Here is a 23,690-nt window from a genome sequence, read left to right as displayed (position 1 = left end):
GGTGGTCGACTTTGTGCGGTGGGGTGGAGGGGCCGAGGGCTCGATTCCGTTCGGGGAACTCAGGACGGCTCCTCTGGGGCATGGGGGTCGGCGGAGGCCAGCGGAAGACGTACCTGGAAGCGGGTGTCGCCGGGGACGGAGTGGAACCGCAGGTCCCCTTTGTGTTTGTTGACGATGATGCGCCATGAGATGTCCAAGCCGAGACCCGTGCCCTCACCCATCGGTTTGGTGGTGAAGAACGGGTCGAAGACGCGGTCGCGGATCTCCGCGGGGATTCCGGGACCGGTGTCGCAGAACTCGACGAGCAGATGGTCTCCCTCGCGTGCGGTTCGTACGGTCAACGTGCCGTCGGCGCCTGTGCTGTCCATCGCCGAGACGGCGTTGTCGATCAGATTCGTCCAGACCTGGTTGAGCTCGCTGGGGTAGGCCGGGATCTTCGGCAGGCTGCGGTCGTAGTCCTTGACGACGGTGATGTGGGGACCGATCTTCGCGGAGACCATCAGCAGTGTGCTGTCCAGCAGTTCATGCACGTTTGCGACCTGGTAGGGCGCTCGGTCGATTTGTGAGTACTGCTTGGCCGCGGTGACGAGGGCCGAGACGCGGGTGGTCGAGTCCTCGATCTCGTTCATCAACAGTTCGGTCTCGACGGTGTAGTTGAGCCACCGCATGGCACCTTCGAGGGTGTCCCCGTCCACGGCTGCGGCGATCTGGTCCAGCCAGTCGGTGTCGAGGCCGGCCTGTACGAAGGTCGGCGCGAGCTGCCATCCGTCCCCGATGCCGTGGTCGTCCAGCCAGTCGGAGATGGTGTCCTCCCGGTCCGAGGCTTCCAGCGGGCTGAGGGTGGTGGCCTTGGCGACGCGCTCGGCCGTGCGTTCTTGGACCTCGATGAGCGTCTCCAGGCTGTCGCGCCGGTACGGGCGTGCCGCGATGATGCCGAGCTTGTGCCGCATCCCGGCCACACGCTCGCGGAGCGCGGACGTTGCTCGCACGGCCGCGGTGGCGGGGTTGTTCAGCTCATGGGTCAGCCCTGCGGACAGCGACCCGAGAGCCAGGAGCCGTTCTCGCTGGCCGACGGCCTCCTGGGTGCTCTTCGCGCCGAAAAAGAGGCCTTCCAGCAGGTGCACGGCCATGGGAAACCACTCGCGCATGATCGCGGCGAACGTCTCCGCGGGCAGCAGGAAAAAGCGTGAGGGCTCGGTGACACGCAAGGAGCTGTTGTACACCTGCCGCAGGCGGTCACCCAGGTAGGCCTGGAAGGCACCCGCGTACACTCCGCGGCTGGAGCTCCGGGTGATCTCCACGTCGTAGTCCCCGATCCGGCGCGAGAGAACGACGGTCCCTTCGAGCAGCACGTAGAAGCATGTGGCGTCGTCGCCCTCCCCGTACACGGGCCCGGGTTCGAACTCCTCCACACGGCCCTCGCGGCAGAGCAGGGCGATCTGGTCGGGGGCCAGCTTCTCGAACAGGAACAGCGAACCGAGTTCCTCCTGACTGCATGGCATCGGCCGGCTGCTCATGACTGCTCCAGATATCGATGGGCGAGCATGACCGCCATGGCTCCCTCTCCTACGGCGGAAGCGACACGCTTGGCGGACTCGGCGCGGGCGTCTCCGGCCACGAACACGCCCGGGACGTTTGTTTCCAAGTGGTAGGGCGGCCGGTCCAACTCCCAGCCGGCCGGCGGGCGCCCGTCCGCGGTCAGATCGGGGCCGGTCAGGATGAACCCGCGGGAGTCCCGGAGCACCGTGCCCTCCAGCCAGTCGGTCAACGGAGCTGCGCCGATGAAGACGAACATCCACTGGGTGTCGACGAGTTCGGTGTGGCCGGTCGCCGTGTCGCGCAGGGTGATCTGTTCCAGTTGACGCGAGCCGTGGGCGGCGTCGACGACCGTGTTGGTGCGCACGGAGATCGTGGCCGTCTCGTCGACCTGCTGGATGAGGTAGTGCGACATCGAAGTGGACAAGGACGGTTTACGCACCAGTACGGTGACCGACTTGGCGCTCCGGGCCAGGTATATCGCGGCCTGGCCGGCGGAGTTCGCGCCGCCGACGATGTAGACGTCATGGCCTTGGCACGCGGCCGCTTCGGTCAGGGCCGAGCCGTAGAACACTCCGCAGCCGGTCAACTCGGTCACGTGGGGCGCATCCAGTTGCCGGTACGACACGCCGGTCGCGAGAATCACGGAGTGCGCGGCGACAGCGGAACCGTCCGAGAACCGGACGACGCGCGACGCACCATTGATCTCCAGCCCGGTGACCTCGCGCGCGGTCAGTATCTCGGCACCGAACTTCGCCGCCTGACGCCGGGCCCGGTCGGTGAGCTGCGCCCCGGACACTCCGTCCGGAAAGCCGAGATAGTTCTCGATGCGCGAGCTCTGACCCGCCTGGCCTCCGGTCGCGGAGCGTTCCACGAGGACCGTCCGCAGGCCCTCGGAGGCTCCGTACACCGCCGCACCCAAACCGGCTGGTCCGCCCCCGATGACGACGAGGTCGTAGAAGTCGGTTGCCGGGTTCGTCGCGAGGCCGACCCGCGCGGCGAGCTCCCGGTCCTCGGGCTCGATGAGAGCCGTGCCGTCCGGAGTGATCACCAGCGGGAGCCGCAGGCCCTCCTGGCCCGCGGCACACAGCAGCCGCCGGCCTTCCGGCTCGTCGGACGAGTACCAGCGGTACGGCACCTGGTTGCGGGCCAGGAACTCCCGTACCGCCGACGAACGCGCCGACCAGCGGTGTCCGACGACCTTGGTGATGGCCACCGGCTGACGGTCGGTGGCCCGCCAGGCCTGCAGCAGATCGTCGAGGACGGGATAGAGCTTCTCCTCGGGGGGCTCCCAGGGCTTGAGGAGGTAGTGGTCGAGGTCGACGACATTGATCGCGTCGATGGCCGCGCTGGTGTCCGCGTACGCGGTCAGCAGCACCCGCCGGGCGCCGGGGTAGATGTCGAGAGCCTGCTCAAGGAACTCGATGCCGTTCATCTTCGGCATCCGGTAGTCGGCCACGATCACCGCGACGGGGCCGCCGCGCAGCTTCAGCTCGCGCAGGGCGGCAAGGGCGGACTCGCCGGACTCCGCGCGCACGATCCGGTACGACTCTCCATAGTGTCGCCGCAGATCGCGGGCGACAGCACGTGATACGCCCGGGTCGTCGTCCACAGTCAGGATGACGGTCCGCGCCGGACTGGCGGCCTGATCCATAGACATCCCGTCCCCGGGTCGATCGCCCTTCCGCACCGCTTTCACGTGCCTGTCTGGCACGCCAGTGCGCCAGCAATGCCCATCCTATGGGTGAATATCATGCTTTGCTACGCAAGATCAGGAGTACGGCTCCTTGCCGATGGCTGCCGGGATCGCTCCCGCCGCGCGGCGCCATGACGGCGATCGCCGTGCGGCCGCATCCACATCGCCGCGTCACCGGCCCGGTCGGCGCCATGCCCGCCCGGCGAACGGTTCCAGCGGCGCGGCAACCGAGTCTTCGGCAGTCGCGGTCCGGCGCGGTCCCCATGCACGGACGGTCGGTGAGCCGGGCGGCAGCGCTACCCCTGACCAGGCAAAACGCATGAAGGATCACAAGAAGGGGGATCGGAACGGGCTGTGACGGACGGGTGGCGGACAGTCCACCTGCTGCGGGCGGTGCCGTCACGTCTCCTCGACATCCACGAGCGGGTTGATCACCAACGTCCTCCGGAACTCACCGACGAACGCTGTTTCCGCAGACCCGCCCCGTCCGGCTTGAGCTACTCAACGGTGACGATCACTCAGCGGCGGTGAACCTGCGGTACCGCCCGGTCACGACCAGCTGATGGCGCGATTACTCAAGCTTCGATGGCACTGGTCAAGGTTCGATGGCACACAGCATCAGACCCACCTGGCCCGCCTCGACCCCGAGCATGCTCGGTCGCGGGCCGCTTTGCCACCACCTACCGTGCGCCTGTCCCACGGCTGGTGGCACAGGCACTTAAATATCGGAGTGTGACTACAGAGCCGCAGCAGCGCTTCACGATTTTGTTGGTCCCCGAACATGTTGAGGACAGAGGCGGTGCCTCCGTGGAGGACTCAGCCGTGCGATCGGCGGTCGTCGAGGCGACGGGCGAGACGGGCGCCTCGGGCTACCCCCGCTACGTCGGGCACGGGATCGTGGCCGACATCGACCCCAGTACGCGCACGGTCGAGGCAGTGCTCGTCGATGGTTCAGAGCTGGACTACGGGCTGATCGCTACGGTCACTTCTCCCTGATCGCGGGGTCGTGCCGCAGAAACCGGGCGGACCGGCGCGGGACCTCCGTGAGCGAGATCGCCCAGGCGGAGGCGCTCGCGCCGGCCGCCCATTCCGTGCGAGGTGGGCGTCGCGCCGGCCGCGGATGACCGGGGCTTGATGCCCTTGACCGTCCGCACGGCTGCGCGGCCTCACCGGCCTCGGTGAACTGATCAAGCGTCAGGACGGCCGCGAAGGACGCCGAACCGGCGCCACGTTGTCTTGGCCCACGCACGGGGCATGCGCCGCAGTGACGCGTGCCGAGATGCCGGTGGGTGCGCTCGAATAAGATGTCGTGGGAGATCGGCGCACCGTGTACGACTCCAGGACCATATGCCCCAGTAGTCCGTCCACCCTCAGTTGGACACACTGTGTCCTACCGAGGGATTCGTCCCAACTGCCGTGTGCGCAAGGGTGAGTGCGTCCCACACGTACTGACCCGAAGGGCCATCCCCACGTGCGAAGCAGACGAATAGCCCCTGTCCTGGCGGCGAGTGCCGTCGCGGCACTGGTTCCGGCACTCGCTCCGGTGACCGCCTCCGCGGCCGAGAAGCCCCTCCCGCAGGACCTCAAGCAGAGGCCGGCATGGCACCGCTGCAGCAGCGCAACCCCTGCCTCCTTTCAGTGCGCCACCATCAAGGTCCCGTTGGACTACAGCCGTCCAGGCGGCAAGAAGATCGACCTCGCGATATCGCGGAGCAGGACGAGCAGTCCCGCCGAACGCCGCGGTGTCCTGCTGCTCAATCCCGGGGGACCGGGGGGCCAGGGCCTCGATATGCCGCAGGCGTTGTCGTCCGAGCTCCCCAAGTCCGTGAAGAGAAAGTACGACCTCATCGGCTTCGACCCGAGGGGTGTCGGCAAGAGCTCCCCCCTCAGCTGCGGTCTGACCGCCGAGGAGGAGAACTGGCAGCGTCCCTACAAGGCCGCATCGTTCGCCAAGGACGTCAAGTGGGCCCGGACCGTCGCCGAGAAGTGTGACGCCAAGCAGGGCGACAAGCTGCGCCACATCACCACCCGCAACACCGCCCGTGACATGGACGTGATCCGGGCCGTGCTGGGCGAGAAGAAGATCTCCTACCTCGGGTACTCGTACGGCACCTATCTCGGAGCCGTCTACACGCAGATGTTCCCGCAGCGCAGCGACCGGATCGTACTGGACAGCGCCGTCGACCCCGCACGGATCTGGCGGGGCATGATTCAGGTCTGGGCGGAGGGCAGCGAGCCCGCGTTCACGAGGTGGAGCGAGTGGACCGCTCAGCGGAACGCGACCTACAAGCTGGGCAACACCCCGGACAAGGTCCGCAAGACGTTCTGGTCTCTGGTCGCCCGGGCCAACCGGAAGCCGATCGAGCTCAACGGCACCTCCATGAGCGGCGACGACATCCGTGCGGGCCGCGCCATGTTCTTCAGTGTGCGCGAGGCCGCGGAGGAAATCGTGGAGCTGAAGAAGGCCGCCGACGGCAAGGGCCTGTCCTCCACCCCTGGCACCGGGACGCCCGAGCGACCCGCACCGCCGGCATTCGGCCGTGCCGCGCCCTCGGACAACGCCGGCGCCGCCTTCTGGGCAGTCCTCTGCTCCGACACCCGCGCCTGGCCGCGCGACCCCGAGCAGTACCGCCGCGATGCGATCCGGGACAAGGCCAAGTACCCGCTGTACGGCGACTTCGCGTCCCACATCAAGCCGTGCGCGTTCTGGAAGAAGAGCGGCAGCGAACCCGCCACCACGATCGACAACAAGGTCGGGGCACTCACCCTGCAGAACGAGTGGGACCCCCAGACGCCGCTGCCCAGTGGCCTCGGTATGCACCGGGTCATGAAGGGCTCGAGGATGGTCACGGTCGCGGGGGGCGTCGGACACGGGATCTACGGTTCCAAGTCGTGCGCAGACAAGACGGCCACCGCGTACCTGACCACGGGCAAGCTCCCCGCGAAGGACGTGACGTGCAAGGCACCCGCGCCCGGACGTGAGCGCAGCAGCGTCGGCAAACTGCCGCTTCCCGCGCCTCCGGGCATCCCCGGGATGCCCGGCCGCTTCTGACCCGTTCCGGACGAGGTGAGGTGAGGTGACGTGGGGCTTCTGCCGAGCGGAGGCCCCACGTCGTGTGAAGACCGCGCAGGTGGCGGCCGTGACGTACGGCCGCCTGAGAGCCGCCGAGGCTTGCCCGACGGGCAACCGTGGCGGGGAGCCCTCGACCGCCCCTGACGCCTGGTGGCCTGCGCGAATCAGAGAGTCGGCGGCGTGACGGGACCTGCCTGGGCGGACAGCGTCATGGGACCCGTCTGGGGAGGATGAACTACCCAGGATTGTTGTCGGTCCGGGCGAAGATACCTTCCAGCATTCCGGTGGCCTGTCCGACCTCGATCAGGTAGCCATCGGGATCGCGCAGGTAGCAGCGGACCTCGGCACGCCGGTCGATCGGCGGAGTCAGGAACTCCGCTCCCTTCGCGCTCCATTGGGCGTAACAGGCCTCGATGTCGGCGACCCGCAGGTTCATGAAGCTGGAGACGGTGTGCGGTTCGCTGGGCGGGACCAGCGTCACGTCGGGCTTGTCCGGGGTCGGGCCGCCGCCCGGATTCATGATGATCCAACTGTTGGCGAGTTTCACGATGCACGGGTTCTCGTCCAGGACGACCTGCCCGCCGATCACCTCGCTGTAGAACCGGCGCGAACGCGCCACATCACGCACCGTCAAGAAGTGCGTCACCAAAAGACCCTCACTCGGGGCTGGAATACCGTCGTTGTCCATCTCAGGCCTCTCTCCGCCGACCGCAATAACCGGCGCATTATCAACTTTCACGAGCCCGAAGCCGCCGAGGCGCACGCCGCTGCGGGCGCCGTTACGCCCGTACAGTTCAGTCCGGTGCCGTCCAGGGAGCCGAATCCACTGGCCTGGCCTGGGCCCTGCCGGTTGGTGAAGACACCGCGGTAGGTGGTCGGCATCAGCCCCCGAGGGCGTGTGGCGACAACTAGCGGGACCGGCGGCGGCGCACCCATTCACCGGGACGGAGAGAAGCCGGAGGCGATCGATGCCTTGGCGATGGCAGCGAGCCCTGTGGCAGTGAGCCCCGTGGCGGCGCTTCCCTGGAAGACGGCTCCGTCTTCCATGCCATCGCGCCACGGTGCCCGCTGCAACCCGTGGGCGCCCGGCCGGCGCCCGAGCGGCCCCTCTGCCTGCTCGGGGCTGCTCGGGGGAGGTATGGCACCTGCGGTCACCGACGGGACCCGTGAGCGCCTGCCAGGCGGGACGGGGCCAGGCAGGTGACGATGGAACTGGATCCATCTGACCGTGCTCTTTCCTGGAGGAGGCAGACGGCATGACATACCCCTCCGATTTCTCAGGCACCGGCCCTCCGCACGGCACGGAGCCCAGAGATGTCTCCCCGGCCGGGGGCCTGGGCGCCCTGGCGAACATGGGATGGCAATTCCTGCTCACCATGGGCCTGGCTGCGATCGCCCTGGGTGTCGTCGTCCTGGTCTGGCCCAGCCAGACCCTGCGGGTCGTCGGCGTAGTCTTCGGCATCTATCTGCTGGCCACCGGTGTCTTTCAGCTGGCCGGTGCCTTCGGCACACACGTCCCCCGGCATCTGCGGGTGTTGCACTTCGTCGCGGGCGCGCTCTTCATCCTGCTGGGCCTGGTCTGCTTCCGGGGCACCCTGGAATCGATTCTGTTGCTCGCGCTGTGGATCGGCTTCGGCTGGGTGCTGCGCGGCATCATGGTGACCGCCACGGCGGCCTCCGCCGAGGACATTCCGGCGCGCGGCTGGCAGCTCTTCTCGGGGATCATCACCACTCTGGCAGGCATCGTGCTGATCGTGTCGCCGTTCGGCTCGATCGCCGCGCTGACCTTGGTGGTGGGCATCATGGCCATCGCCCTGGGCGCTGTCGAGGTCTTCCACGCCATCAAGATGCGCATCGAAGTCGGCCGCCTCACCCAGGGCACTGCCACCAAGCGGCGGCCCATGTTCCACTCCCGCCCCCACCCGCAGCACTGATCACGGAAAGTGCCGGCCACCCGGGCAGCGAAGCTTTTTCGAGCACGTCGCGTGCCAACTGGCCGGTGCGGTCCGTGTGGTGGTGGTCGCTGCTGGCGCACTTGGGAGCTCAGGAAAATGGAGCCGGCCCGCGAAGCATCGGATCGACGTCGGCAGCCGGCGCAGTAATCTGCGGCATAGCAGGTCGGAGCGCTGCGGATCGCCACCGATCCGAGAGATCACAGGTGCAGCCGCGCTGGGTCGGGCGGCCATGGTGTCGAACGGGACCTGCGTGCTGAGCGAGCTGTTGTCGACGGGCTCCCGTCAGGCGAGGTCGGGCAGGGCCATCCAGTTCTGCCAGGAGATGCCCCGTCCTACGTAGCGGGGCCGTTCGAAAGGCCAAGTGTCTGAGATCCACTGGGGGACGAGGGCGTCCAGGGCGTGCTGGAGGTCGGTGTTGACCTGGTCGTCCACCACCCACCATGAGATTTCGGCGTCGGCCCCGGCCTTCCGCGGGGGGTCGATGTAGACGCAGCCCAGCAGGGCCGTGCCCGCGTCGTCGAACAGCGCGTAGTTGAAGGACTCGTGCGCTGCTATCTCCACCTCGTGACGTATCAGGTCCGTCCGGTCCTCCTCCAGAGTCATGGTGGCCTGCGGCCAGCCCCATGCCTCACCGTAGATGGACCACAGGCGCTGCCGTGAGCCCATCACGGCGGGGTAATCGAGCTCGGTGTCTGCGCCGGAGATGGGGCGCAGATGGTGGCCGTCAGGGAGGTCCACGCGGGTGGGATGGACGAAATCAGCAGGAAGCCAGGTCATGGGCTGGAGGCTAGCCGTAGGTCCATGAGCCCGCAGCCGAATTCGTTGCGGAGTCGCAGCGCCGGAACTCCACTTGGCCCAGAAGGGGTTGCGGTATCCACATGCACAATCCGGGACCGGCTTCGCCTCGGCCCTCAGCCCTCGGCTGCCGACAGGCGGGTTGCCTCGCCCGCCTTCACGGGGTCGCCCGCAGCGACGGAGTGCAGGACGTGGGCCAGGACCTCCGCGCCCCGGACCACCCTGGGGCCCGGCCGGTTGAAGTAGGCAGGACCGTCGAGAACCCAGACGGCGTCGTTGCGCACGGCGGGCAGCTCGTCCCAGCCAGGCAGTTCAGTGAGCAGACTGCGCTCCCGCAGCGTTCGTTCGGGGCTGAAGCCGCAGGGCAGCACGAGGATGACGTCGGGGCGTGCGGCGCGTACCGCAGCCCACTCCATCGGCTTGGTGTGCTCGCCCGGCGCCGCGAGCAGCGGCGTGCCACCGGCGCAAGTGACCTGCTCCGGCACCCAGTGGCCCGCGGGCCAGAGCGGGTCGAGCCACTCGATGGCCACCACGCGCGGCCGCGGCCGCCCGGCGGTCAGCCGCTCCACCTCCGCCAGACGTGCGCGCAGGTGCTCCCGCCGTCGCTCGGCGCGTTCGCGTACGCCCAGCAGCGTGCCCACGGTGACCAGGCAGTCCAGTACATCGCCCAGCGTCCGCGGCTCCAGGCTCAGCACCCTGGTGCCGGCGTCCATGACCCGGACGGCTTGGGAGACGCTGCGGTACGACACCGCGCACACGTCGCACAGGTCCTGGGTGAGAACCACCTCCGGAGCGAGGGCGGCCAGCGCCTGCGTGTCGAGGGTGTAGAGCGACGAGCCCGCGTGGGAGGCGCCCCCCCACCGCGTCGGAGATCTCCCGGCTGCTCAGGGTGTCCGCGGAGAACTCGGCAGCCGTGACGACGGGTACACCGGCGACAGTCTCCGGCGGCCAGTCGCATTCGTGGGTGCGGCCCACCAGGTCGGCGGTCAGACCGAGCTCGGCCACGATGTCGGTGGCCGCCGGGAGCAGCGAGACGATGCGCATGCTCCGACCTTAGGCCCCATGGGGCGACGGGACGGGTGGGCTGTGCGAGGGCATCCACTTACCGGTTACCGGTTCGTGAGTAGGGCTCGTGGTCCCGGGAAGTCGGTGTGCATCCGGCCTGGTCCCGCCACGGCCGGATGCAATAGCGGCGCTGCTGCGTACTCAATGCATTGGCATCGCGGCGCCTCCGCCGCATGGGGGAAGCGGATCATGCGCCGGTCTGATTCCTGCGCGCCGCGGATCCAGAACAGTGATCCCATGGCAAAGCGAGACGAGTCCAACAACGGCGGTCGAGGGGACCGAGCGGCCTGTGCCGCTCTGGGCAGAGCGCATCGCCCGCGAGATGGGGAGCCGCCCCTGTCGGCTGACGTACGACGCTGCCGGGATGGGTGCAGGAGTGTCTGGGCGAGTGGTCCACGCGCGGACCGATGTATGGGCCCTGAGTTCTCCCGGTCCGCACGTCCGAGGACAACGACGCCCGACCCCTCCGTCGATTCCCGGCAGTCAACTGTGTTGAGGACGATGGGGGACCATCTGTGACGCTTTGGCTCATGTCGTTCCCCGCGTTCGGGTGTCTGCTGGTCTTGTTCGCCCTGGTGGAGAGCGCGTGGCGATGGTTCACGGGGCTGGGCTTGATCCCGTGGCTACGCAGGCGCACGGGGGAGTCGTTGTCGAACATTGCCTTCGATGAATTCACGGTGGTCGTGAACGGAAACAAGACGGTGGAGCTGGAGCAGCGGCGGGTGGAGCTGCTGGTGCGGGACGACGAGAGCGACGGTGCGCCGCCCCGCTCCAGCATTGACCTGACCGAGGGCACGGCGTTCATCGTGTTGCCACAGGAAGCGGACGGCCCGTGCGCTGACAGGCCCGATGTTCTTGAGGGCCGACGGTGAGACGCGAACCGGAGGGAACAGGTGCAGAACCGTCCACGCTGTGGGGGCGTATTGCGTGCCTGTGGGCGGTCGCGTTCGCCGGGCTGCATTTCTACTGGGCCGTCGGCGGTGATGTGGGGTTGAGCATCTCCGCCGGTCCACTGGCCACCGAGCGCCCGGTGTGGTTCATCGTAGCCGGTCTGTGGGGTGTGGGTGCGCTCTGCCTCCTCGGCGCCTTGCTGGCATGGCTGCTTGCCCGGTCCAGGCTCTGGGGTGTTCCCGCTCTGATGGCAAGGTGGCTGGGGTGGGGCGTCAGTGCCCTCCTGCTGGTCCGGGGCGTCGGTATCGAGGTGCTGCTGCTGACCAACACGACGCACCTGGACACCTCGGTGAGCGTGGGGCAGCGGGCCTGGACGCTGGCTCTCTGGAACCCCTGGTTCATCGCCGGAGGACTGGCCTTCGGCCTCGCCGCCCTTCGGTCACGCAGGCATACCGCCAATGGCCGCTGCCTCAACCGCAGCAGCGAGGACGGCGGACCCGCAGGTTTCGACCAGGCACGGCAGGCTCGCTGACCCAACGGACAAACCCTGGCCAATTCGTTCGGATGACGCGCAGTGGGTGCGGACCGGGCCGTTGTTGCCCGATCGGATGGCTCGCTAAATGCGTGGTGGTGCAGGGAACTTCGGCGGTAGGGTCCGCCCCGGACACGAGAGCTTTCGGCAGGCTTGGCCAAGCGATTCGGCTGATTATGGGAGGGGCGTTCCGTGGAGGGGTTCGATCCCAAGACGAGCTTCGGATATGAGGTGTCTCGGCGGTACGACGACGATCCACGCGGTGATGAGGCCGAGACCGTCGCGTTCCTGGCCAAGCTTGCAGGGCAACAGAACGCGCTGGAACTCGCAGTGGGCACCGGCCGGGTCGCACTGCCCCTGATGCAGGCGGGGGTACACGTGGACGGGATCGAGCTGTCGCAGGACATGGTCGATCGGATGCGTGAGAAACCAGGTGGCGATCAAGTCGACGTGACCATGGGCGACATGTCCCGCGTCACCACCGGCCGCACCTACGGGCTGGCCTACCTGGTCTTCAACACGATCGGCAACCTGCTCACCCAAGAAGACCAGGTCCGGTGCTTCCAGAACGCCGCCAACCATCTCACCGACGACGGCGTGTTCGTCCTCGAATGCCGCATCCCCACTGCGCCCTCACGCTCCGGTCATCAGTACCTCGACACCGAGCAGGTCGGCCTCGAACACGTCGACCTCGATGCCGGCCGGTACGACCCACTGACGCAGGTACTCGACCTGAACCACATCCGCATCAGCAGCGGCGGTATCAGGCTCTCTCCCATCAGGCTACGCCTGGCCCACCCGCCCGAGTTCGACCTGATGGCCCGTATCGCTGGACTCCGGCTGCGCAAACGGTGTGGCGGGTGGAACGGCGAGCCGTACACCGCCACAAGCTGGCGCCACATCAGCGTTTACGAACGCGCGGACAGCGCTGCGTAACAGCCCCGGACCTCGCTCGCTGGTCGTGTCTCCCGCCGTGAGTCCGGGCGCCACTTCTCACGACGGGTGTGTGGGATCCCCCGCAACGGCCGGCTCCGGTTGAGTTCGACGACGAGTTCGCTCGACAATCTTGCCCCGGAGCCCGACGATGATCCCCCGCCACCTCGTCAGCAAGGGCGCCAGGCCGGTATCGTGCTTGATCTCGCGACCGGCCCGGCCCGCGATCCGAACGAGGGGCCAGGCAAGGCGTCTTCTTCTCCGACCGGCTTGCCGTTAATCCGTCTGACCCACGTGCGGCAGGACGTCCTCCAGTTCCTGCATCAGCCGCCGCTTCGGCCGCGCGCCGCCAGAACTCGACGAGGACGGGCCGCGCGCTTCGCAGCACCAGATGGTCGAAGGTGTCGTCGGTTACGGTGACGACGGCGGGGGCGGTGGTGGTCATCAGGGCGTCCTTTGCTCTCGGGCGGGCAGGTCTGGATCATCCGGAAACTCAAGGGGAGAACTCGCAGCGCGGATCGGCCAACCGGGCCACGACGGCCCGCTCCAGTTGCCCGGCGACCCGCTCGCGCGCCTCGCCGAGGCGGGTCATGCATGCGTCCAGCTCGGCGAGCGGCCGGTGTGTGTCGGCCGGAGTGTCCGCTGTCTGTTCTCGCCGGGGTCGGCCGGCAGAGCCGGGAACAGATGGCGCATGCTTTCGGCCGTCAGGTCGTGGCCTCCTGAGGAGCGGTGGTGGTGGCTTCGCGGGCACTGACCACGTGTGCCGGCAGCACCCGCTCGGCGTACAGCAGGACCGCCGCGCCGGTCAGGACCATCAGTGCCAGGACCGTCCACAGTTGCCATTTCCCGGCGTCGAGCAGGAATCCCAGCAGCAGGGGCGCGGTGGTGCGGCAGACCGACCAGGACAGCTGGTAGATCGACAGGTAGCGTCCCCGCAGGTGATCGGGGGCGGCCTGGACCGACAGGCCCTGCGAGGGTGCGGAGTGGACGAGTTCACCGGCGGTGTAGAGGGCCGCGATCGCCAGGACGGCGACGATGGCGTCGGCACCGCTGATGAGCTGGGGAAGGGCCGCGAAGGCGGCGAAGGAGAGCGCGAAGATGACGGCGCCGAGCGCGGCCACGCGTGTGCGCCTGCCGCGCATGGTCAGCCGGGCGGTGGGGACACCGAGCGCGGCGACCAGAGCGGTGTTGACCGCGAATACGGCCCCGGCCAGGGCATCGGGCAAGCCGACGTCGCGGGTGAGGAAGACCGGCAAGGCGATCGCCTGGGTGGTGTAGCCGAAGGCGATCAGGAAGTTGGCAGCTGTGATGAGCAGGTAGGGCCGGTCGGCGAGCACCTGCCGGTATCCGTCCCGTGGCCCCTCCGGCCGCCTGACGCCGCCCTGGACGGCCGAGATCCGGGCCACCAGCACCGCGGCGATGACGAAGACCGTGGCCAGAACCACCGCGCCGCCGATGAAGCCGACGCTGCCGTTCAACGCCAGCATGCCCGCCGCCGCCAGGCTGCCGCATCCCATGCCGGCGTTGCGCAGGCTGCGGTCCCACGCCAGTAGCCGGTCACGCTCGGCGCCTTCGGCGATCTCACCGATGAGAGCGTGCTGGCTGGGCGAGGAGGCCCACATCCCCACCGCTACCACCAGGGCGATCGCCAGGAACGCGGGGTAGGAGTCAGCGAACGGGTAGGCGGCGAAACCGGCCGCACGTAACGCGAGCGCGGCGATGAGCAATCGTCGGCCGCCGAACCGGTCGATGAGGACGCCTGTGGCGGGCATGAACGCCAGGGCACAGAGGCCGGCGACGGTCAGGCCCGCGCCGATCGACGTCAGCGACAGGCTGGTGAGCGAGTGGATGAACAGCATCGTCAGCGGCACGTATATGCCGTCGCCGATCGAGCTGACCAGGCTTGCGGCGATGAGTCGGCGGCGGGTGCGAATGGCGGGTTCAGCGGAAGTCGAGCGCACCGCGTCCCCGCTTCAGCTCGGCGAACGCTCCCATACCGGCCAGGGTCCGAGTGGCCTGGAACAGCCGGGTCGCCTCCTCGCCTTTCGGTATGGAGGTGAGGACGGGGCCGAAGAAGCCGGCACCCTCCACGGTGACGACGGGTGTCCCGGCCTCTTCACCGACCGCTTCCTGCCCGGCCTGGTGGCCGGCGCGCAGGGTCGCGTCGAATTCGTCGGTGTGAGCGGCCTTGGCCAGAGATGCGGGCAGCCCCACCTCGTCGAGGGACTCGGTGATGACCACGTCGTAGTCCTTGTTGCGTTCCCCGTGGACGCGGGTGCCGAGCGCCGTGTAGAGGTCGCGCAGGACCGCATTTCCGTGGAGAGCTTCGGCGGCCGCGCACACCCGGGCTGGGCCCCAGGCCCGGTCATTGAACTCGCGGTACCACGGCTCGAGTTCGCGGTGCTCGTTGAGCACGGACAGGCTCATGATCCGGAAGCGCAGGTCGATCGGCTGAAGCCGTTCGACTTCGAGCAGCCACCGGGAGGTGACCCAGACGAAGGGGCAGGCGGGGTCGAAGTAACAGACAACCGCCACGGCGGCTTGAGGAGCAACACTATCTTCCATGGAAGATAAATTATCATCCTTGGAAGATATAGTGGAAGCCATGCAGCCCGACCCCATCGCCGCCATCGTCGAACAGTGGAAACGCGAGAGGCCCGATCTCGATGCGACACCGATGCTCGTCATCGGCCGACTCTTCCGGCTCACCGACGCACTGGACCAACGGCTACGCCCGCCCTTCGGCGCCGCAGGACTGGGGAGCGGCGACTTCGACGTACTTGCGGCGCTTCGACGTTCAGGGACGCCCCATGCCCTGTCCGCAGGTGAACTCAGCCGCACCGTCCTCGTCACCACCGGCGCGATCACCAAGCGGGTCGACCGGCTCGAAGCCCGTGGCCTGGTCAGCAGATCCGTAGCCGAGACCGATTCGCGCGGACGTCTCATCACCCTCACCACCGAGGGCGTCAAACTGACCGACGACCTCATCGACGTCCACCTGGACAACCAGCGTCGGCTTCTCGCCGGGCTCAGCGGGGATGAGCAAACTCAGCTCGCCGGCCTGCTCGAACGACTCGCCTCAACGCTGGCCGCGGGGGATCGGTCACCCGAAGGCGAGGCATCGGTCGTCCGCAGGCGAGGTGACGGGACGTAGACATACCTGCCCCCCCATGAGCAGCTCCCCGAAGCGGGAACACCCGCTTGGGCTCCCTGCGGTCGGCGAGCGCCACCCCTGGCTACTCGGAGTGAAGGGGAGGGCCAGTGCCGAGAACCGCTGCGAATTCGTGAAGACACGGGATTTCGTGTCCGCGGCTTCCGCCGAACCGGCGTGTACATCAGGAGGCCGACCTCCGTCGTAGGCTGAATTTCGCACGTGATGGACAGGAGGCTGAGGTGGCCGAGACGACGGTGGCCGAGGTGATGGCCGAGCTGGCCGAGCTCGAGGACCCGAAGACACGCGAGGTGAACCAGAAGCACGGTGACGATCACGGTGTGAACCTCAGCAAGCTGCGCGCGCTCGCGAAGCGGCTCAAGACGCAGCAGGAACTCGCGTGCCGGCTCTGGGCGACGGATGACACCGCGGCGAGACTGCTGGCGATCCTGATCTGCCGCCCGAAGGCGTTCGAGCGTGACGAGTTGGACGTCATGGTGCGCGAGGCGCGGACACCCAAGGTGCACGACTGGCTCGTGAACTATGTGGTGAAGAAGAACCCGCACTCCGAAGAGCTGCGCCTGGCCTGGTCCGCCGATCCGGATCCAGTGGTCGCGAGTGCCGGCTGGGCGCTGACCACCGAACGCGTGTCGAAGAAGCCCGAGGGCCTCGACCTCGCAGGACTGCTCGACGTCATCGAGGCGCAGATGAAAGACGCCCCGGATCGACTGCAGTGGGCGATGAACCACTGCCTGGCTCAGATCGGGATCGAGCACGCCGAGCACCGCACCCGTGCCATCGGCATCGGTGAGCGCCTGGCGGTGCTCAAGGACTACCCGACTTCCCCGGGCTGCACGTCTCCGTTCGCGCCCATCTGGATCACCGAGATGGTGCGCCGACAGCACGACAAGTAGGCGGAGCAGCGCAAAGCCTTCGGCAACGACCTCAAAGACCCCCAGCTCGTCGTCGCCTCCGAGTCCTCCAAGGGCTCCGGGAGCGACGGCGTCCCGGCCGACCGGAAGCCGACCAACCACGCCTTCTGGTGCACCTGCGCCGAGGACAGACCGCCCTGACCTCCATGACCCGCTCCGAGGTGAGCGGCGCACGGGGCGGAATCAGGCACGGCATACGGATCTCCTCAACTGACGGTACGTGTGGATCACGGCGACTCCCCGGAGCGTGCAGCCGCGGGCCGGTGGACGGAGGGGGCGGCCGCGTACCGCTCCGAGCACGGGCATGCCCCGCATCAGCTGGGCACGCCGAAATGGGCTCTCCGCGGCTGGCTCGTGCTCACCACGACGCCGCGCCCGGGTGATGAGCCGGATGCCCGGCCGGCCGTCGGCGCGGGCGAGAGCGCTGTGGCCCAACGGCCCCATCCCAAGCATCCCGATGCAAGAAGATGATTGGAAGGGTCTTGACCCCGTCAACTTTGAGCAAATACCGTCCGGGTGTCTCGGCAGTGGGAGGGCGTCCCCCACGGGCGACCTCCGCCGACTTCACGGCCTCGCCCGCGCGGTGGGGCCGACGGCACCACCCCAGGAAGGCTCCGCGTGCGTAGACGTTCCCTCCTCACGGCGGCCGCCGCCTCAACGCTTGCGGCGGTCCCGCTCGCGACCGGCTGCGGCCCCACCTCGTCGTCATCGGCCTCCGGCGGCGGCTCCCGGCGCGGCCATCTCACCTACGGCGTCTGGGACGTCTACCAAGTACCCGCCATGAAGCGGGTGGCGCGGGAGTTCGAGCGCTCCCGGCCGGGGGTGACCGTCGACGTCCAGCTCACCCCCAATGGGACGTACTGGACCAAACTCCGCACCGCGTGCACCGGCGGCGCCGCTCCGGACGTCTTCTGGATGAACGGCCCCAACTTCGGTCTCTACGCGGATGCGGGGCAGCTGCTCCCGCTGGAGACCGACGGGCCCGACGCGGTGCTGCGGCCCGCTGACTTCCCGCCCGACCTGGTCTCCCTCTACCACTGGAAAGGCACCCAATACGGTGCCCCGAAGGACTTCGACACGGTCGCGCTGTGGTTCAACAAGGAGATCTTCGACCGGGCCAAGGTCGACTACCCGGACTCCACCTGGACCTGGCAGGACCTGATATCCACCGCGCAGCGGCTCACCGACCGCAAGCGAGGGATCTACGGTGTCGGGGCCCCGGTCCGCGCGCAGGAGAACTACTACAACTCCATACCGCAGGCCGGCGGCTGGGTCATCTCCCCGGACAAGGGGCACTCCGGCTACTCCGACGAGCGCACCCGGGAGGGGCTGCGGCTGTGGATCGACCTGATCCACCGCTACCGCGCCTCGCCGTCCCTGCAGCAGATGACCGACACCGACCCCACCCAGATGTTCCAGTCCGGGACGCTGGCCATGACCTACGAGGCGTCCTACAACGCAGCGACGTTCTACGCCGACCGCGAGCTGCGCGCCAAGGTGGACGTCGCGCCGATGCCCAAGGGACGGCGGCGCGCGACCGTCCTGCACGGCCTGGCCAATGTCATCTACGCCCGCACGCCGCAGCCCGAACTGGCCCGGGATTTCGTCCGGTTCCTCGGTGGGAAGCACGCCTCGTTGCTCCAGGGCAAGTACGGCACCGCCATTCCGGCGCGCAACGGCACCGCCGAACCGTGGGCCGCCGGCATGCCGCGCTTCGACCTCCAGGTGCACCTGGACGCACTCGACTACGCGGTGCCCTTCCCCAGCTCCGCCAACAGCGCCGCCTGGTCGCACAAGGAGCAGATGTGGCTCGCCAAGGCGTGGAGCGGCGACGAGAGCCTCAAGGACGCCACCGGCTCCCTGACCACAGCGATGAACCAGCTTCTCGCGCAGGAGAGAAAGGGCCGGTCCTGATGACCCTCGATGTGCCTACGGAATCCGCCGTACCAGGACAACGCACCCACCCGGATGCCGTGGACCAGCGGGAACTGCGCCGCCGCGAGCGCCGCTTCCAGCACCGGGACAAGTGGTGGGGTTACGCGTTGATCGCCCCGGCCGGGCTGGGCCTCGCGGTCTTCTACCTGTGGCCCGTGGTGCAGACGGTGTACTACAGCTTCACCCAGTGGGGCGCCTTCGGCGGGACGACCTGGATCGGCCTGTCCAACTACCGCACGCTCGTGGACGATCCCGAGTTCTGGCAGTCGCTGGGCAACACCGGCATCTACACCGGACTGGTCCTACTGGGCATCCCGCTGTCGATGGTGCTGGCGGTGCTGCTCAACCTCAAGGGCCTGCGCGGCACCGGCATCTACCGTACGTTCTACTTCCTGCCGGTGGTCACGATGCCCGCCGCAGTCGCGGTGGTCTGGCGCTGGCTCTACAACGGCGACGTCGGCATCCTCAACCACGCACTGTCCGCGATCGGCATCGACGGAACCTACTGGGTGTCCGACCCGGACACGATCCGCTTCGCGGTCGCCATCGTCGGCGTGTGGATGACCGTCGGCTACAACATGATCCTGCTGCTGGCAGGCCTCCAGAGCATCCCCAGCGACTACTACGAGGCCGCGTCCCTCGACGGTGCGGGGCGCATCCGGCAGTTCTTCTCGGTCACCCTGCCGCTGCTGAGTCCCACGCTGTTCTTCACCACCGTGCTGTCGATCATCCAGTCCCTGCAGGTCTTCGACCTGGTGTATCTGATCATCGGCGCCAACACGCAGAACTCGCTGCAGAACCCGGCCTACGGCGATGGCCAGACCGTTGTGATGCTCTTCTTCCAGAAGGCGTTCTTCGACAACCAGCGCGGCTACGGCGCGGCGATCGTCTGTGTGCTGTTCGTCCTGATCATGGCGCTGACCGCCGTCCAGTTCCGGTTGCAGAAGAGGTGGGTCCACTATGCCTGAGACGATGCGGGACACCCGGGGGCCCCTGAACCCCCGGCGCGGAAGCCGTGTCGGCAAACTGTGGCCCGCCCACGTCCTGCTCGCACTGGGCGCGGTGATCACCGTCTTCCCACTGGTGTGGGAGGTGCTGACCTCCTTCAAGAGCTTCGGCGAGTCCGTACGGGTGCCGCCGACGATCCTGCCCGCGCACTGGGACTGGTCGAACTACTCGAAGGTCTTCGAGGCGATTCCGTTCGGGCAGCAGTTCGTGAACACGGTCGTGATGGCGCTGCTGCGCACCGCGGCCCAGCTGCTGCTGTGCGCGATGGCGGCCTACGCCTTCGCCCGCATCCGCTTCCCGGGGCGCGGGGCGATCTTCCTCGGGTTCCTCGCCGTGCTGATGGTGCCCGGCCAGCTCTTCCTGCTGCCGCAGTACCAGATCATGCAGAGCCTCGGCTGGCTGGACTCCATGCAGGCGTTGGTGGTCCCTGGGATGTTCTCCGCCTTCGGAACCTTCCTGCTGCGGCAGTTCTTCATGGGGCTGCCCGCGGAGTTGGAGGAGGCGGCACGGCTGGACGGCGCCAATCCCTTCACCGTCTTCTGGCGGATCGCCCTGCCGCTGGCCCGGCCGGGGCTGCTGGCGCTGGGCATCCTCACGTTCCTGTGGTCCTGGAACGACCTGATGTGGCCGCTGATCGTCAACAGCGACCCGGCCAAGATGCCGCTGTCGGCCGGGCTGGCCTCCCTCCAGGGCGCCCATCTGACCGAGTACCCGGTGCTGATGGCCGGGTCTCTCCTCGCCACGCTCCCGGTGATCGTGGTGTTCGTCGCGATGCAACGCCAGTTCATCCAGGGCATCGCGTTCTCCGGAATGAAGGGCTGAGCACACATGACCGACACCTCCGTCGATGCGGCGGACCATCGCCCGCACACCCGCGACCTGCGGCTGGGCGTCATCGGGCTCGGCCTGCGCGCCACCCTTGCCAAGGAGGCCCACCACCCCGGCGAGGGCTCCGTGGTGGTGGCCGCCGCCGACACCGCGCCCGGCATGTTCGGCCGGGCCCGCGAGTGGTTCGGCGACGACGTCCACGTCTACCCCGACCACCGTCAGATGCTGGCTGCCGAAGACCTCGACGCGGTCTTCGTCATCACCCCCGACCACACCCACGAGGCCCTCGCGGTCGACCTGTTGGAGGCCGGGGTCGCCGTCTTCGTGGAGAAGCCGCTCGCCATCACCACCGAGGGCTGCGACCGCGTCCTGGAGGCCGCGCGGACCGGCGGCACCCGGCTGTACGTGGGCCACAACATGCGGCACATGCCGGTGGTGCGGGTCATGCGCGACCTCATCCGACGCGGCGAGATCGGCGAGGTCAAGGCCGTGTGGTGCCGGCACTTCGTCGGCCACGGCGGCGACTTCTACTTCAAGGACTGGCACGCCGACCGCCGCAACACCACAAGCCTGCTCCTCCAGAAGGGCGCCCACGACCTGGACGTCATCCACTGGCTGGCCGGCGCATACACCGAGCGCGTCACCGCGCTCGGCGGCCTCACCGTCTACGGCGACATCACCGACCGCTCGGGACAGCCCCCCGGAGCCGTCATGCCCGACTGGTACGACCCCGAGCACAACTGGCCCCCGCTCTCCCTCACCGGTCTCAACCCCGTCGTCGACGTCGAGGACCTGTCGATGATGGTCATGCGGCTGGAGGGCGGCGTCCACGCCAGCTACCAGCAGTGCCACTACACGCCCGACTACTGGCGCAACTACACGGTCATCGGCACCGAGGGCAGGCTGGAGAACTTCGGTGACCACGGGGAGAGCGCCGAGGTCCGCGTGTGGAAGCACCGCAGCGGCTACCGCACCGACGCCGACCTCGTCGTCCCGATGACCTCGCCCGGCGAGGGCGGGCACGGCGGCTCCGACCCGATGCTGGTGGCCGAGTTCCTGCGCTTCGTCCGCTCCGGCGGCCCGACGGACACCAGCCCGATCGCTGCCCGCGAGGCGGTCGCCGCCGGGGTCGCGGCGACGGAATCACTGCGCGCCGACGGCCGCCCCGTCACCGTGCCTCGTGTCGCCCCCGACCTGGCCGACTGGTTCGCCAACGGCCAGAGCTGAGTACGTCGAGCAGCGGCGATGGCCCCGCCTGTCTCTCAGGCGACCCCGCCAGCAAGAGCGCGGCCTACGGCTGGGGTACCAGGTCGCGCTGATACCAGCTGCCTGGCTTACCGCCGAGGTCGGCCGGGTCAGCTGGGCCGACCAGAACGAACCCGGCTTTGGTCAGCACCTTCTGGGACGCGGCATTCCCGTGCGCGGTGGCCGCCCGCAGGGTGCGCAGCCCGTGCCGCGACGCCGCCAGCCGGCACAGCTCCCGAACGGTCTCGGTCGCCACGCCGCGGCCGGCGACGTGCTGCGCGACCCGGTAGCCGAGTTCCGCGGTGCGATCCTCGATGTCGACCAGGTTGAACCTCCCGAGCACCGAGCCGTCTTCGGCGACGAGCACGTGGAAGGCGCAGATGCCGGCCTCCTGCTCCGCCAGCAAAGCGTTGTACCGGTCGGTGAAATGGTCGAAGAAGTCGTCGCCGCGGTCGGGGACCGAGGCAGCGAAGTAGGTGCGGTTCGCCAGCTCGAAGGCCAGGACCGCCGGGGCATGACCACCATGCAGCTGCTTCAGTTCGGGCACCGCCCGACTCTACCCAGTTGGCGGGTGAGGCCACCTGCGTTCCGCCGGCGGCAGACGGTCTCAAGACCAGGACCAGGGCACCGGCTTCATCTCGACGTACGGGTCGGCACCGGGCTCGTGAGCGAGGAGCGCCTCGCCGCACTCGAAGCCGAGTGCGCACGCCTGGTCCCGCTCGGCGCGGTACGCGTGCGGCTACTGTATGACGGCAACGACTCGTGCATCGCGATGCAGGACGTCGAGGGCAACGAGTTCTGTCTCGACTGAACATTCTCCGAGACGGCGAGGTGGAGGGCCGTCTCCCTTGAGCCTCTCTCAAAGGTGGTCCCGTATGGAGCGGGAGTATATCCGTGAGGGAGAGGTGGTGAAGTTGCGCCTCGACAGCAGTTGCAGCGGGCCGCGGACGGCAGACGGGTGTCGATGGCCGGGGTGGCGGCCTGCTCGGTCAAACCTCGCCGGCGGGGCAGGGCCATGGGACTACGGCGCCTTCCATGGCGCGGCCCGCGGCCGGCGCCACCTCGCGAGGATCGAGCGGCGCTGGGAGGACATCCTGCGGATCATGGACTGTCCGTCAGTGCATCCATATTCGTGTCGATCCTGTGCATCTTTGCAGTCGGGGACATGGAATCCGGACGAGGCCGCCCATCTCGCTGTGTAGCGCTTGTCCATGCCGTGATAGCACGGAGCAATCCGATTCGAAGGAGGCTACGACCGCATGGGTATCTTCAGCCGTCGCCAGAGCACGACTATCGAGCCGACGCAGGCTGTTGGCCCCCGTACCCCTTTCCCGGCGGCCGACGCCACCGGAGTCGCGCTCGACCCCGCACTTCGTGCGCTGACCGGGCAATGGACCATCGACCGCCCGCACAGTCGCATCGGATTCTCCGTGCGGCACGCGATGGTCACCACGGTGCGGGGTGCTTTCGCCGATTACGACAGCACGCTGTATTTCGACGGAGCTCGGCCCTCCCAGTCCCGGGCCGTCCTCGTCATTCGGGTCGCCAGCGTCGACACGGGCGTAGAACAGCGGGACGCACACCTCATCGGCACGGACTTCTTCGACGCGAACCGCTACCCGGAGATGGTGTTTCGCAGCACCTCCACGATCCACGAGGGTGCGGAGAGCTTCCGCATGACAGGGGATCTGACTATCCGCGGCATCACCCGGCCGGTCGAGCTGCAACTCGACTACCTCGGCTCGGTCGTGGACCCGTTCGGCTATGAGCGAGCCGGCTTTGACGCCACCACCACCATCGACCGCACCGAGTGGGGATTGGTCTACAACCAACGCCTGGAAGCGGGCGGCGCCATGGTGAGCGAGAAAGTTCGGCTGCAGTTCGACATCTCCGCGATCCGGGCCATGCCCGTGGCGTAATTGCCCCGGAAGGTCCCCTGCGTTCCGTACGCCCACGCCTACCCCTACGCCCTCGACGAGGCGAGCGCGTGCCGTCCACATCCGGAGGTTCGGGGCGGATCAGCGCAGCGCAGCGGTGCGGGCAACTGCAGGTGTGGGGATAGCCAGCCGCGCCTGGGACGGTGAACCGGATGGTCCGGCACAGGCGTCTGCCGGG

At 68.2% G+C, this 23,690-nt stretch carries 22 protein-coding genes; 14 read left to right on the top strand and 8 right to left on the bottom strand.

Features of this window, described 5'->3' with window-relative positions; genetic code table 11:
* Window positions 1-59: 59 nt before the first annotated feature.
* Together ACWGI6_RS05020 and ACWGI6_RS05015 are read right to left on the bottom strand one after the other, a co-directional pair.
* The gene (locus tag ACWGI6_RS05020; protein WP_453266180.1) at window positions 60-1,517 is read right to left on the bottom strand and encodes an ATP-binding protein; all 1,458 of its coding nucleotides are present in this window, start codon (window positions 1,515-1,517) and stop codon (window positions 60-62) included.
* On the bottom strand, window positions 1,514-3,190 hold the full coding sequence (locus tag ACWGI6_RS05015) for an FAD-dependent oxidoreductase (protein ID WP_453266310.1): 1,677 nt from the start codon (window positions 3,188-3,190) through the stop codon (window positions 1,514-1,516). The genes ACWGI6_RS05020 and ACWGI6_RS05015 overlap by 4 nt, the downstream gene beginning before the upstream one ends.
* A gap of 774 nt (window positions 3,191-3,964) precedes the next feature.
* On the opposite strand from ACWGI6_RS05015, the gene ACWGI6_RS05010 reads away from it, so the two are divergent.
* Both ACWGI6_RS05010 and ACWGI6_RS05005 read left to right on the top strand, forming a co-directional pair.
* Window positions 3,965-4,228: a hypothetical protein gene (locus ACWGI6_RS05010; RefSeq protein ID WP_453266179.1), complete on the top strand. Its 264-nt coding sequence runs from the start codon at window positions 3,965-3,967 to the stop codon at window positions 4,226-4,228.
* A 475-nt stretch (window positions 4,229-4,703) separates the two neighbouring features.
* Window positions 4,704-6,284 carry an alpha/beta hydrolase gene (locus tag ACWGI6_RS05005; protein WP_453266178.1) on the top strand — a complete coding sequence of 527 codons (1,581 nt, stop codon included), beginning with the start codon at window positions 4,704-4,706 and terminating at the stop codon, window positions 6,282-6,284.
* A 256-nt stretch (window positions 6,285-6,540) separates the two neighbouring features.
* On the opposite strand, the gene ACWGI6_RS05000 is transcribed toward ACWGI6_RS05005, so the two are convergent.
* Window positions 6,541-6,993, bottom strand: coding sequence for a VOC family protein (locus tag ACWGI6_RS05000; protein ID WP_453266177.1), 453 nt, complete (start codon window positions 6,991-6,993; stop codon window positions 6,541-6,543).
* Between the two features lie 568 nt (window positions 6,994-7,561).
* On the opposite strand from ACWGI6_RS05000, the gene ACWGI6_RS04995 reads away from it, so the two are divergent.
* A complete protein-coding gene (locus ACWGI6_RS04995) occupies window positions 7,562-8,239 on the top strand; it encodes an HdeD family acid-resistance protein (protein WP_453266176.1) in 678 nt (225 codons plus the stop codon).
* A gap of 303 nt (window positions 8,240-8,542) precedes the next feature.
* Here ACWGI6_RS04995 and ACWGI6_RS04990 read toward each other — a convergent pair whose 3' ends face one another.
* The gene (locus ACWGI6_RS04990; protein ID WP_453266175.1) at window positions 8,543-9,037 is read right to left on the bottom strand and encodes an N-acetyltransferase; all 495 of its coding nucleotides are present in this window, start codon (window positions 9,035-9,037) and stop codon (window positions 8,543-8,545) included.
* Between the two features lie 134 nt (window positions 9,038-9,171).
* Entirely contained in the window at window positions 9,172-9,840 is a 669-nt protein-coding gene (locus ACWGI6_RS04985; protein WP_453266174.1) for an ABC transporter substrate-binding protein, read from the bottom strand.
* Window positions 9,841-10,650: 810 nt separating this feature from the next.
* On the opposite strand from ACWGI6_RS04985, the gene ACWGI6_RS04980 reads away from it, so the two are divergent.
* From ACWGI6_RS04980 to ACWGI6_RS04970, 3 genes are all read left to right on the top strand, one after another.
* Entirely contained in the window at window positions 10,651-10,992 is a 342-nt protein-coding gene (locus ACWGI6_RS04980) for a DUF6191 domain-containing protein (protein ID WP_453266173.1), read from the top strand.
* Window positions 10,989-11,543, top strand: a complete 555-nt coding sequence (locus ACWGI6_RS04975) for a DUF3995 domain-containing protein (RefSeq protein WP_453266172.1) — start codon at window positions 10,989-10,991, stop codon at window positions 11,541-11,543. The genes ACWGI6_RS04980 and ACWGI6_RS04975 overlap by 4 nt, the downstream gene beginning before the upstream one ends.
* Window positions 11,544-11,735: 192 nt before the next feature.
* Window positions 11,736-12,479 carry a class I SAM-dependent DNA methyltransferase gene (locus tag ACWGI6_RS04970; protein ID WP_453266171.1) on the top strand — a complete coding sequence of 248 codons (744 nt, stop codon included), beginning with the start codon at window positions 11,736-11,738 and terminating at the stop codon, window positions 12,477-12,479.
* Window positions 12,480-13,180: 701 nt separating this feature from the next.
* Here the strand turns inward: ACWGI6_RS04970 and ACWGI6_RS04965 are convergent.
* Together ACWGI6_RS04965 and ACWGI6_RS04960 are read right to left on the bottom strand one after the other, a co-directional pair.
* On the bottom strand, window positions 13,181-14,437 hold the full coding sequence (locus ACWGI6_RS04965; RefSeq protein ID WP_453266170.1) for an MFS transporter: 1,257 nt from the start codon (window positions 14,435-14,437) through the stop codon (window positions 13,181-13,183).
* Window positions 14,418-15,041 carry a mycothiol-dependent nitroreductase Rv2466c family protein gene (locus tag ACWGI6_RS04960; protein WP_453266169.1) on the bottom strand — a complete coding sequence of 208 codons (624 nt, stop codon included), beginning with the start codon at window positions 15,039-15,041 and terminating at the stop codon, window positions 14,418-14,420. Before ACWGI6_RS04960 ends, ACWGI6_RS04965 begins: the two co-directional genes overlap by 20 nt.
* A 40-nt stretch (window positions 15,042-15,081) precedes the next feature.
* Between ACWGI6_RS04960 and ACWGI6_RS04955 the strand changes: the two genes are divergently transcribed.
* From ACWGI6_RS04955 to ACWGI6_RS04930, 6 genes are all read left to right on the top strand, one after another.
* A complete protein-coding gene (locus ACWGI6_RS04955; RefSeq protein WP_453266168.1) occupies window positions 15,082-15,630 on the top strand; it encodes a MarR family winged helix-turn-helix transcriptional regulator in 549 nt (182 codons plus the stop codon).
* A 266-nt stretch (window positions 15,631-15,896) separates the two neighbouring features.
* Window positions 15,897-16,541 (top strand): DNA alkylation repair protein, encoded by a 645-nt coding sequence (locus ACWGI6_RS04950; RefSeq protein WP_453266309.1) that lies wholly within the window; start codon window positions 15,897-15,899, stop codon window positions 16,539-16,541.
* Window positions 16,542-17,177: 636 nt separating this feature from the next.
* Window positions 17,178-18,473: an ABC transporter substrate-binding protein gene (locus tag ACWGI6_RS04945; RefSeq protein ID WP_453266167.1), complete on the top strand. Its 1,296-nt coding sequence runs from the start codon at window positions 17,178-17,180 to the stop codon at window positions 18,471-18,473.
* Window positions 18,473-19,462 (top strand): carbohydrate ABC transporter permease, encoded by a 990-nt coding sequence (locus ACWGI6_RS04940; RefSeq protein ID WP_453266166.1) that lies wholly within the window; start codon window positions 18,473-18,475, stop codon window positions 19,460-19,462. Before ACWGI6_RS04945 ends, ACWGI6_RS04940 begins: the two co-directional genes overlap by 1 nt.
* Window positions 19,455-20,324: a carbohydrate ABC transporter permease gene (locus tag ACWGI6_RS04935; RefSeq protein ID WP_453266165.1), complete on the top strand. Its 870-nt coding sequence runs from the start codon at window positions 19,455-19,457 to the stop codon at window positions 20,322-20,324. The genes ACWGI6_RS04940 and ACWGI6_RS04935 overlap by 8 nt, the downstream gene beginning before the upstream one ends.
* A gap of 6 nt (window positions 20,325-20,330) precedes the next feature.
* Complete coding sequence (locus tag ACWGI6_RS04930; protein ID WP_453266164.1) at window positions 20,331-21,557, top strand: Gfo/Idh/MocA family protein; 1,227 nt, start codon at window positions 20,331-20,333, stop codon at window positions 21,555-21,557.
* Window positions 21,558-21,621: 64 nt separating this feature from the next.
* Here the strand turns inward: ACWGI6_RS04930 and ACWGI6_RS04925 are convergent, their stop codons facing one another.
* Window positions 21,622-22,122: a GNAT family N-acetyltransferase gene (locus ACWGI6_RS04925; RefSeq protein ID WP_453266163.1), complete on the bottom strand. Its 501-nt coding sequence runs from the start codon at window positions 22,120-22,122 to the stop codon at window positions 21,622-21,624.
* Between ACWGI6_RS04925 and ACWGI6_RS04920 the strand changes: the two genes are divergently transcribed.
* Together ACWGI6_RS04920 and ACWGI6_RS04915 are read left to right on the top strand one after the other, a co-directional pair.
* On the top strand, window positions 22,003-22,386 hold the full coding sequence (locus ACWGI6_RS04920; protein ID WP_453266162.1) for a VOC family protein: 384 nt from the start codon (window positions 22,003-22,005) through the stop codon (window positions 22,384-22,386). The genes ACWGI6_RS04925 and ACWGI6_RS04920 overlap by 120 nt on opposite strands.
* A gap of 448 nt (window positions 22,387-22,834) precedes the next feature.
* Window positions 22,835-23,494 carry a YceI family protein gene (locus tag ACWGI6_RS04915; RefSeq protein ID WP_453266161.1) on the top strand — a complete coding sequence of 220 codons (660 nt, stop codon included), beginning with the start codon at window positions 22,835-22,837 and terminating at the stop codon, window positions 23,492-23,494.
* Window positions 23,495-23,690: the final 196 nt, after the last annotated feature.

This window comes from Streptomyces sp. NPDC054786 (genome assembly GCF_053611685.1).
This window is presented reverse-complemented; position numbering and strand designations above follow the sequence as displayed.

Excerpts from the sequence above, each read along its gene's own strand:
- ACWGI6_RS05020 (WP_453266180.1), bottom strand. The coding sequence starts at position 1,517 with ATGAGCAGCCGGCCGATGCCATGCAGTCAGGAGGAACTCGGTTCGCTG.
- ACWGI6_RS05015 (WP_453266310.1), bottom strand. The coding sequence starts at position 3,190 with ATGGATCAGGCCGCCAGTCCGGCGCGGACCGTCATCCTGACTGTGGAC.
- ACWGI6_RS05000 (WP_453266177.1), bottom strand. The coding sequence starts at position 6,993 with ATGGACAACGACGGTATTCCAGCCCCGAGTGAGGGTCTTTTGGTGACG.
- ACWGI6_RS04995 (WP_453266176.1), top strand. The coding sequence starts at position 7,562 with ATGACATACCCCTCCGATTTCTCAGGCACCGGCCCTCCGCACGGCACG.
- ACWGI6_RS04990 (WP_453266175.1), bottom strand. The coding sequence starts at position 9,037 with ATGACCTGGCTTCCTGCTGATTTCGTCCATCCCACCCGCGTGGACCTC.
- ACWGI6_RS04980 (WP_453266173.1), top strand. The coding sequence starts at position 10,651 with ATGTCGTTCCCCGCGTTCGGGTGTCTGCTGGTCTTGTTCGCCCTGGTG.
- ACWGI6_RS04960 (WP_453266169.1), bottom strand. The coding sequence starts at position 15,041 with ATGGAAGATAGTGTTGCTCCTCAAGCCGCCGTGGCGGTTGTCTGTTAC.
- ACWGI6_RS04955 (WP_453266168.1), top strand. The coding sequence starts at position 15,082 with ATGCAGCCCGACCCCATCGCCGCCATCGTCGAACAGTGGAAACGCGAG.
- ACWGI6_RS04950 (WP_453266309.1), top strand. The coding sequence starts at position 15,897 with ATGGCCGAGCTGGCCGAGCTCGAGGACCCGAAGACACGCGAGGTGAAC.
- ACWGI6_RS04940 (WP_453266166.1), top strand. The coding sequence starts at position 18,473 with ATGACCCTCGATGTGCCTACGGAATCCGCCGTACCAGGACAACGCACC.
- ACWGI6_RS04935 (WP_453266165.1), top strand. The coding sequence starts at position 19,455 with ATGCCTGAGACGATGCGGGACACCCGGGGGCCCCTGAACCCCCGGCGC.
- ACWGI6_RS04930 (WP_453266164.1), top strand. The coding sequence starts at position 20,331 with ATGACCGACACCTCCGTCGATGCGGCGGACCATCGCCCGCACACCCGC.
- ACWGI6_RS04920 (WP_453266162.1), top strand. The coding sequence starts at position 22,003 with ATGGTCGAAGAAGTCGTCGCCGCGGTCGGGGACCGAGGCAGCGAAGTA.
- ACWGI6_RS04915 (WP_453266161.1), top strand. The coding sequence starts at position 22,835 with ATGGGTATCTTCAGCCGTCGCCAGAGCACGACTATCGAGCCGACGCAG.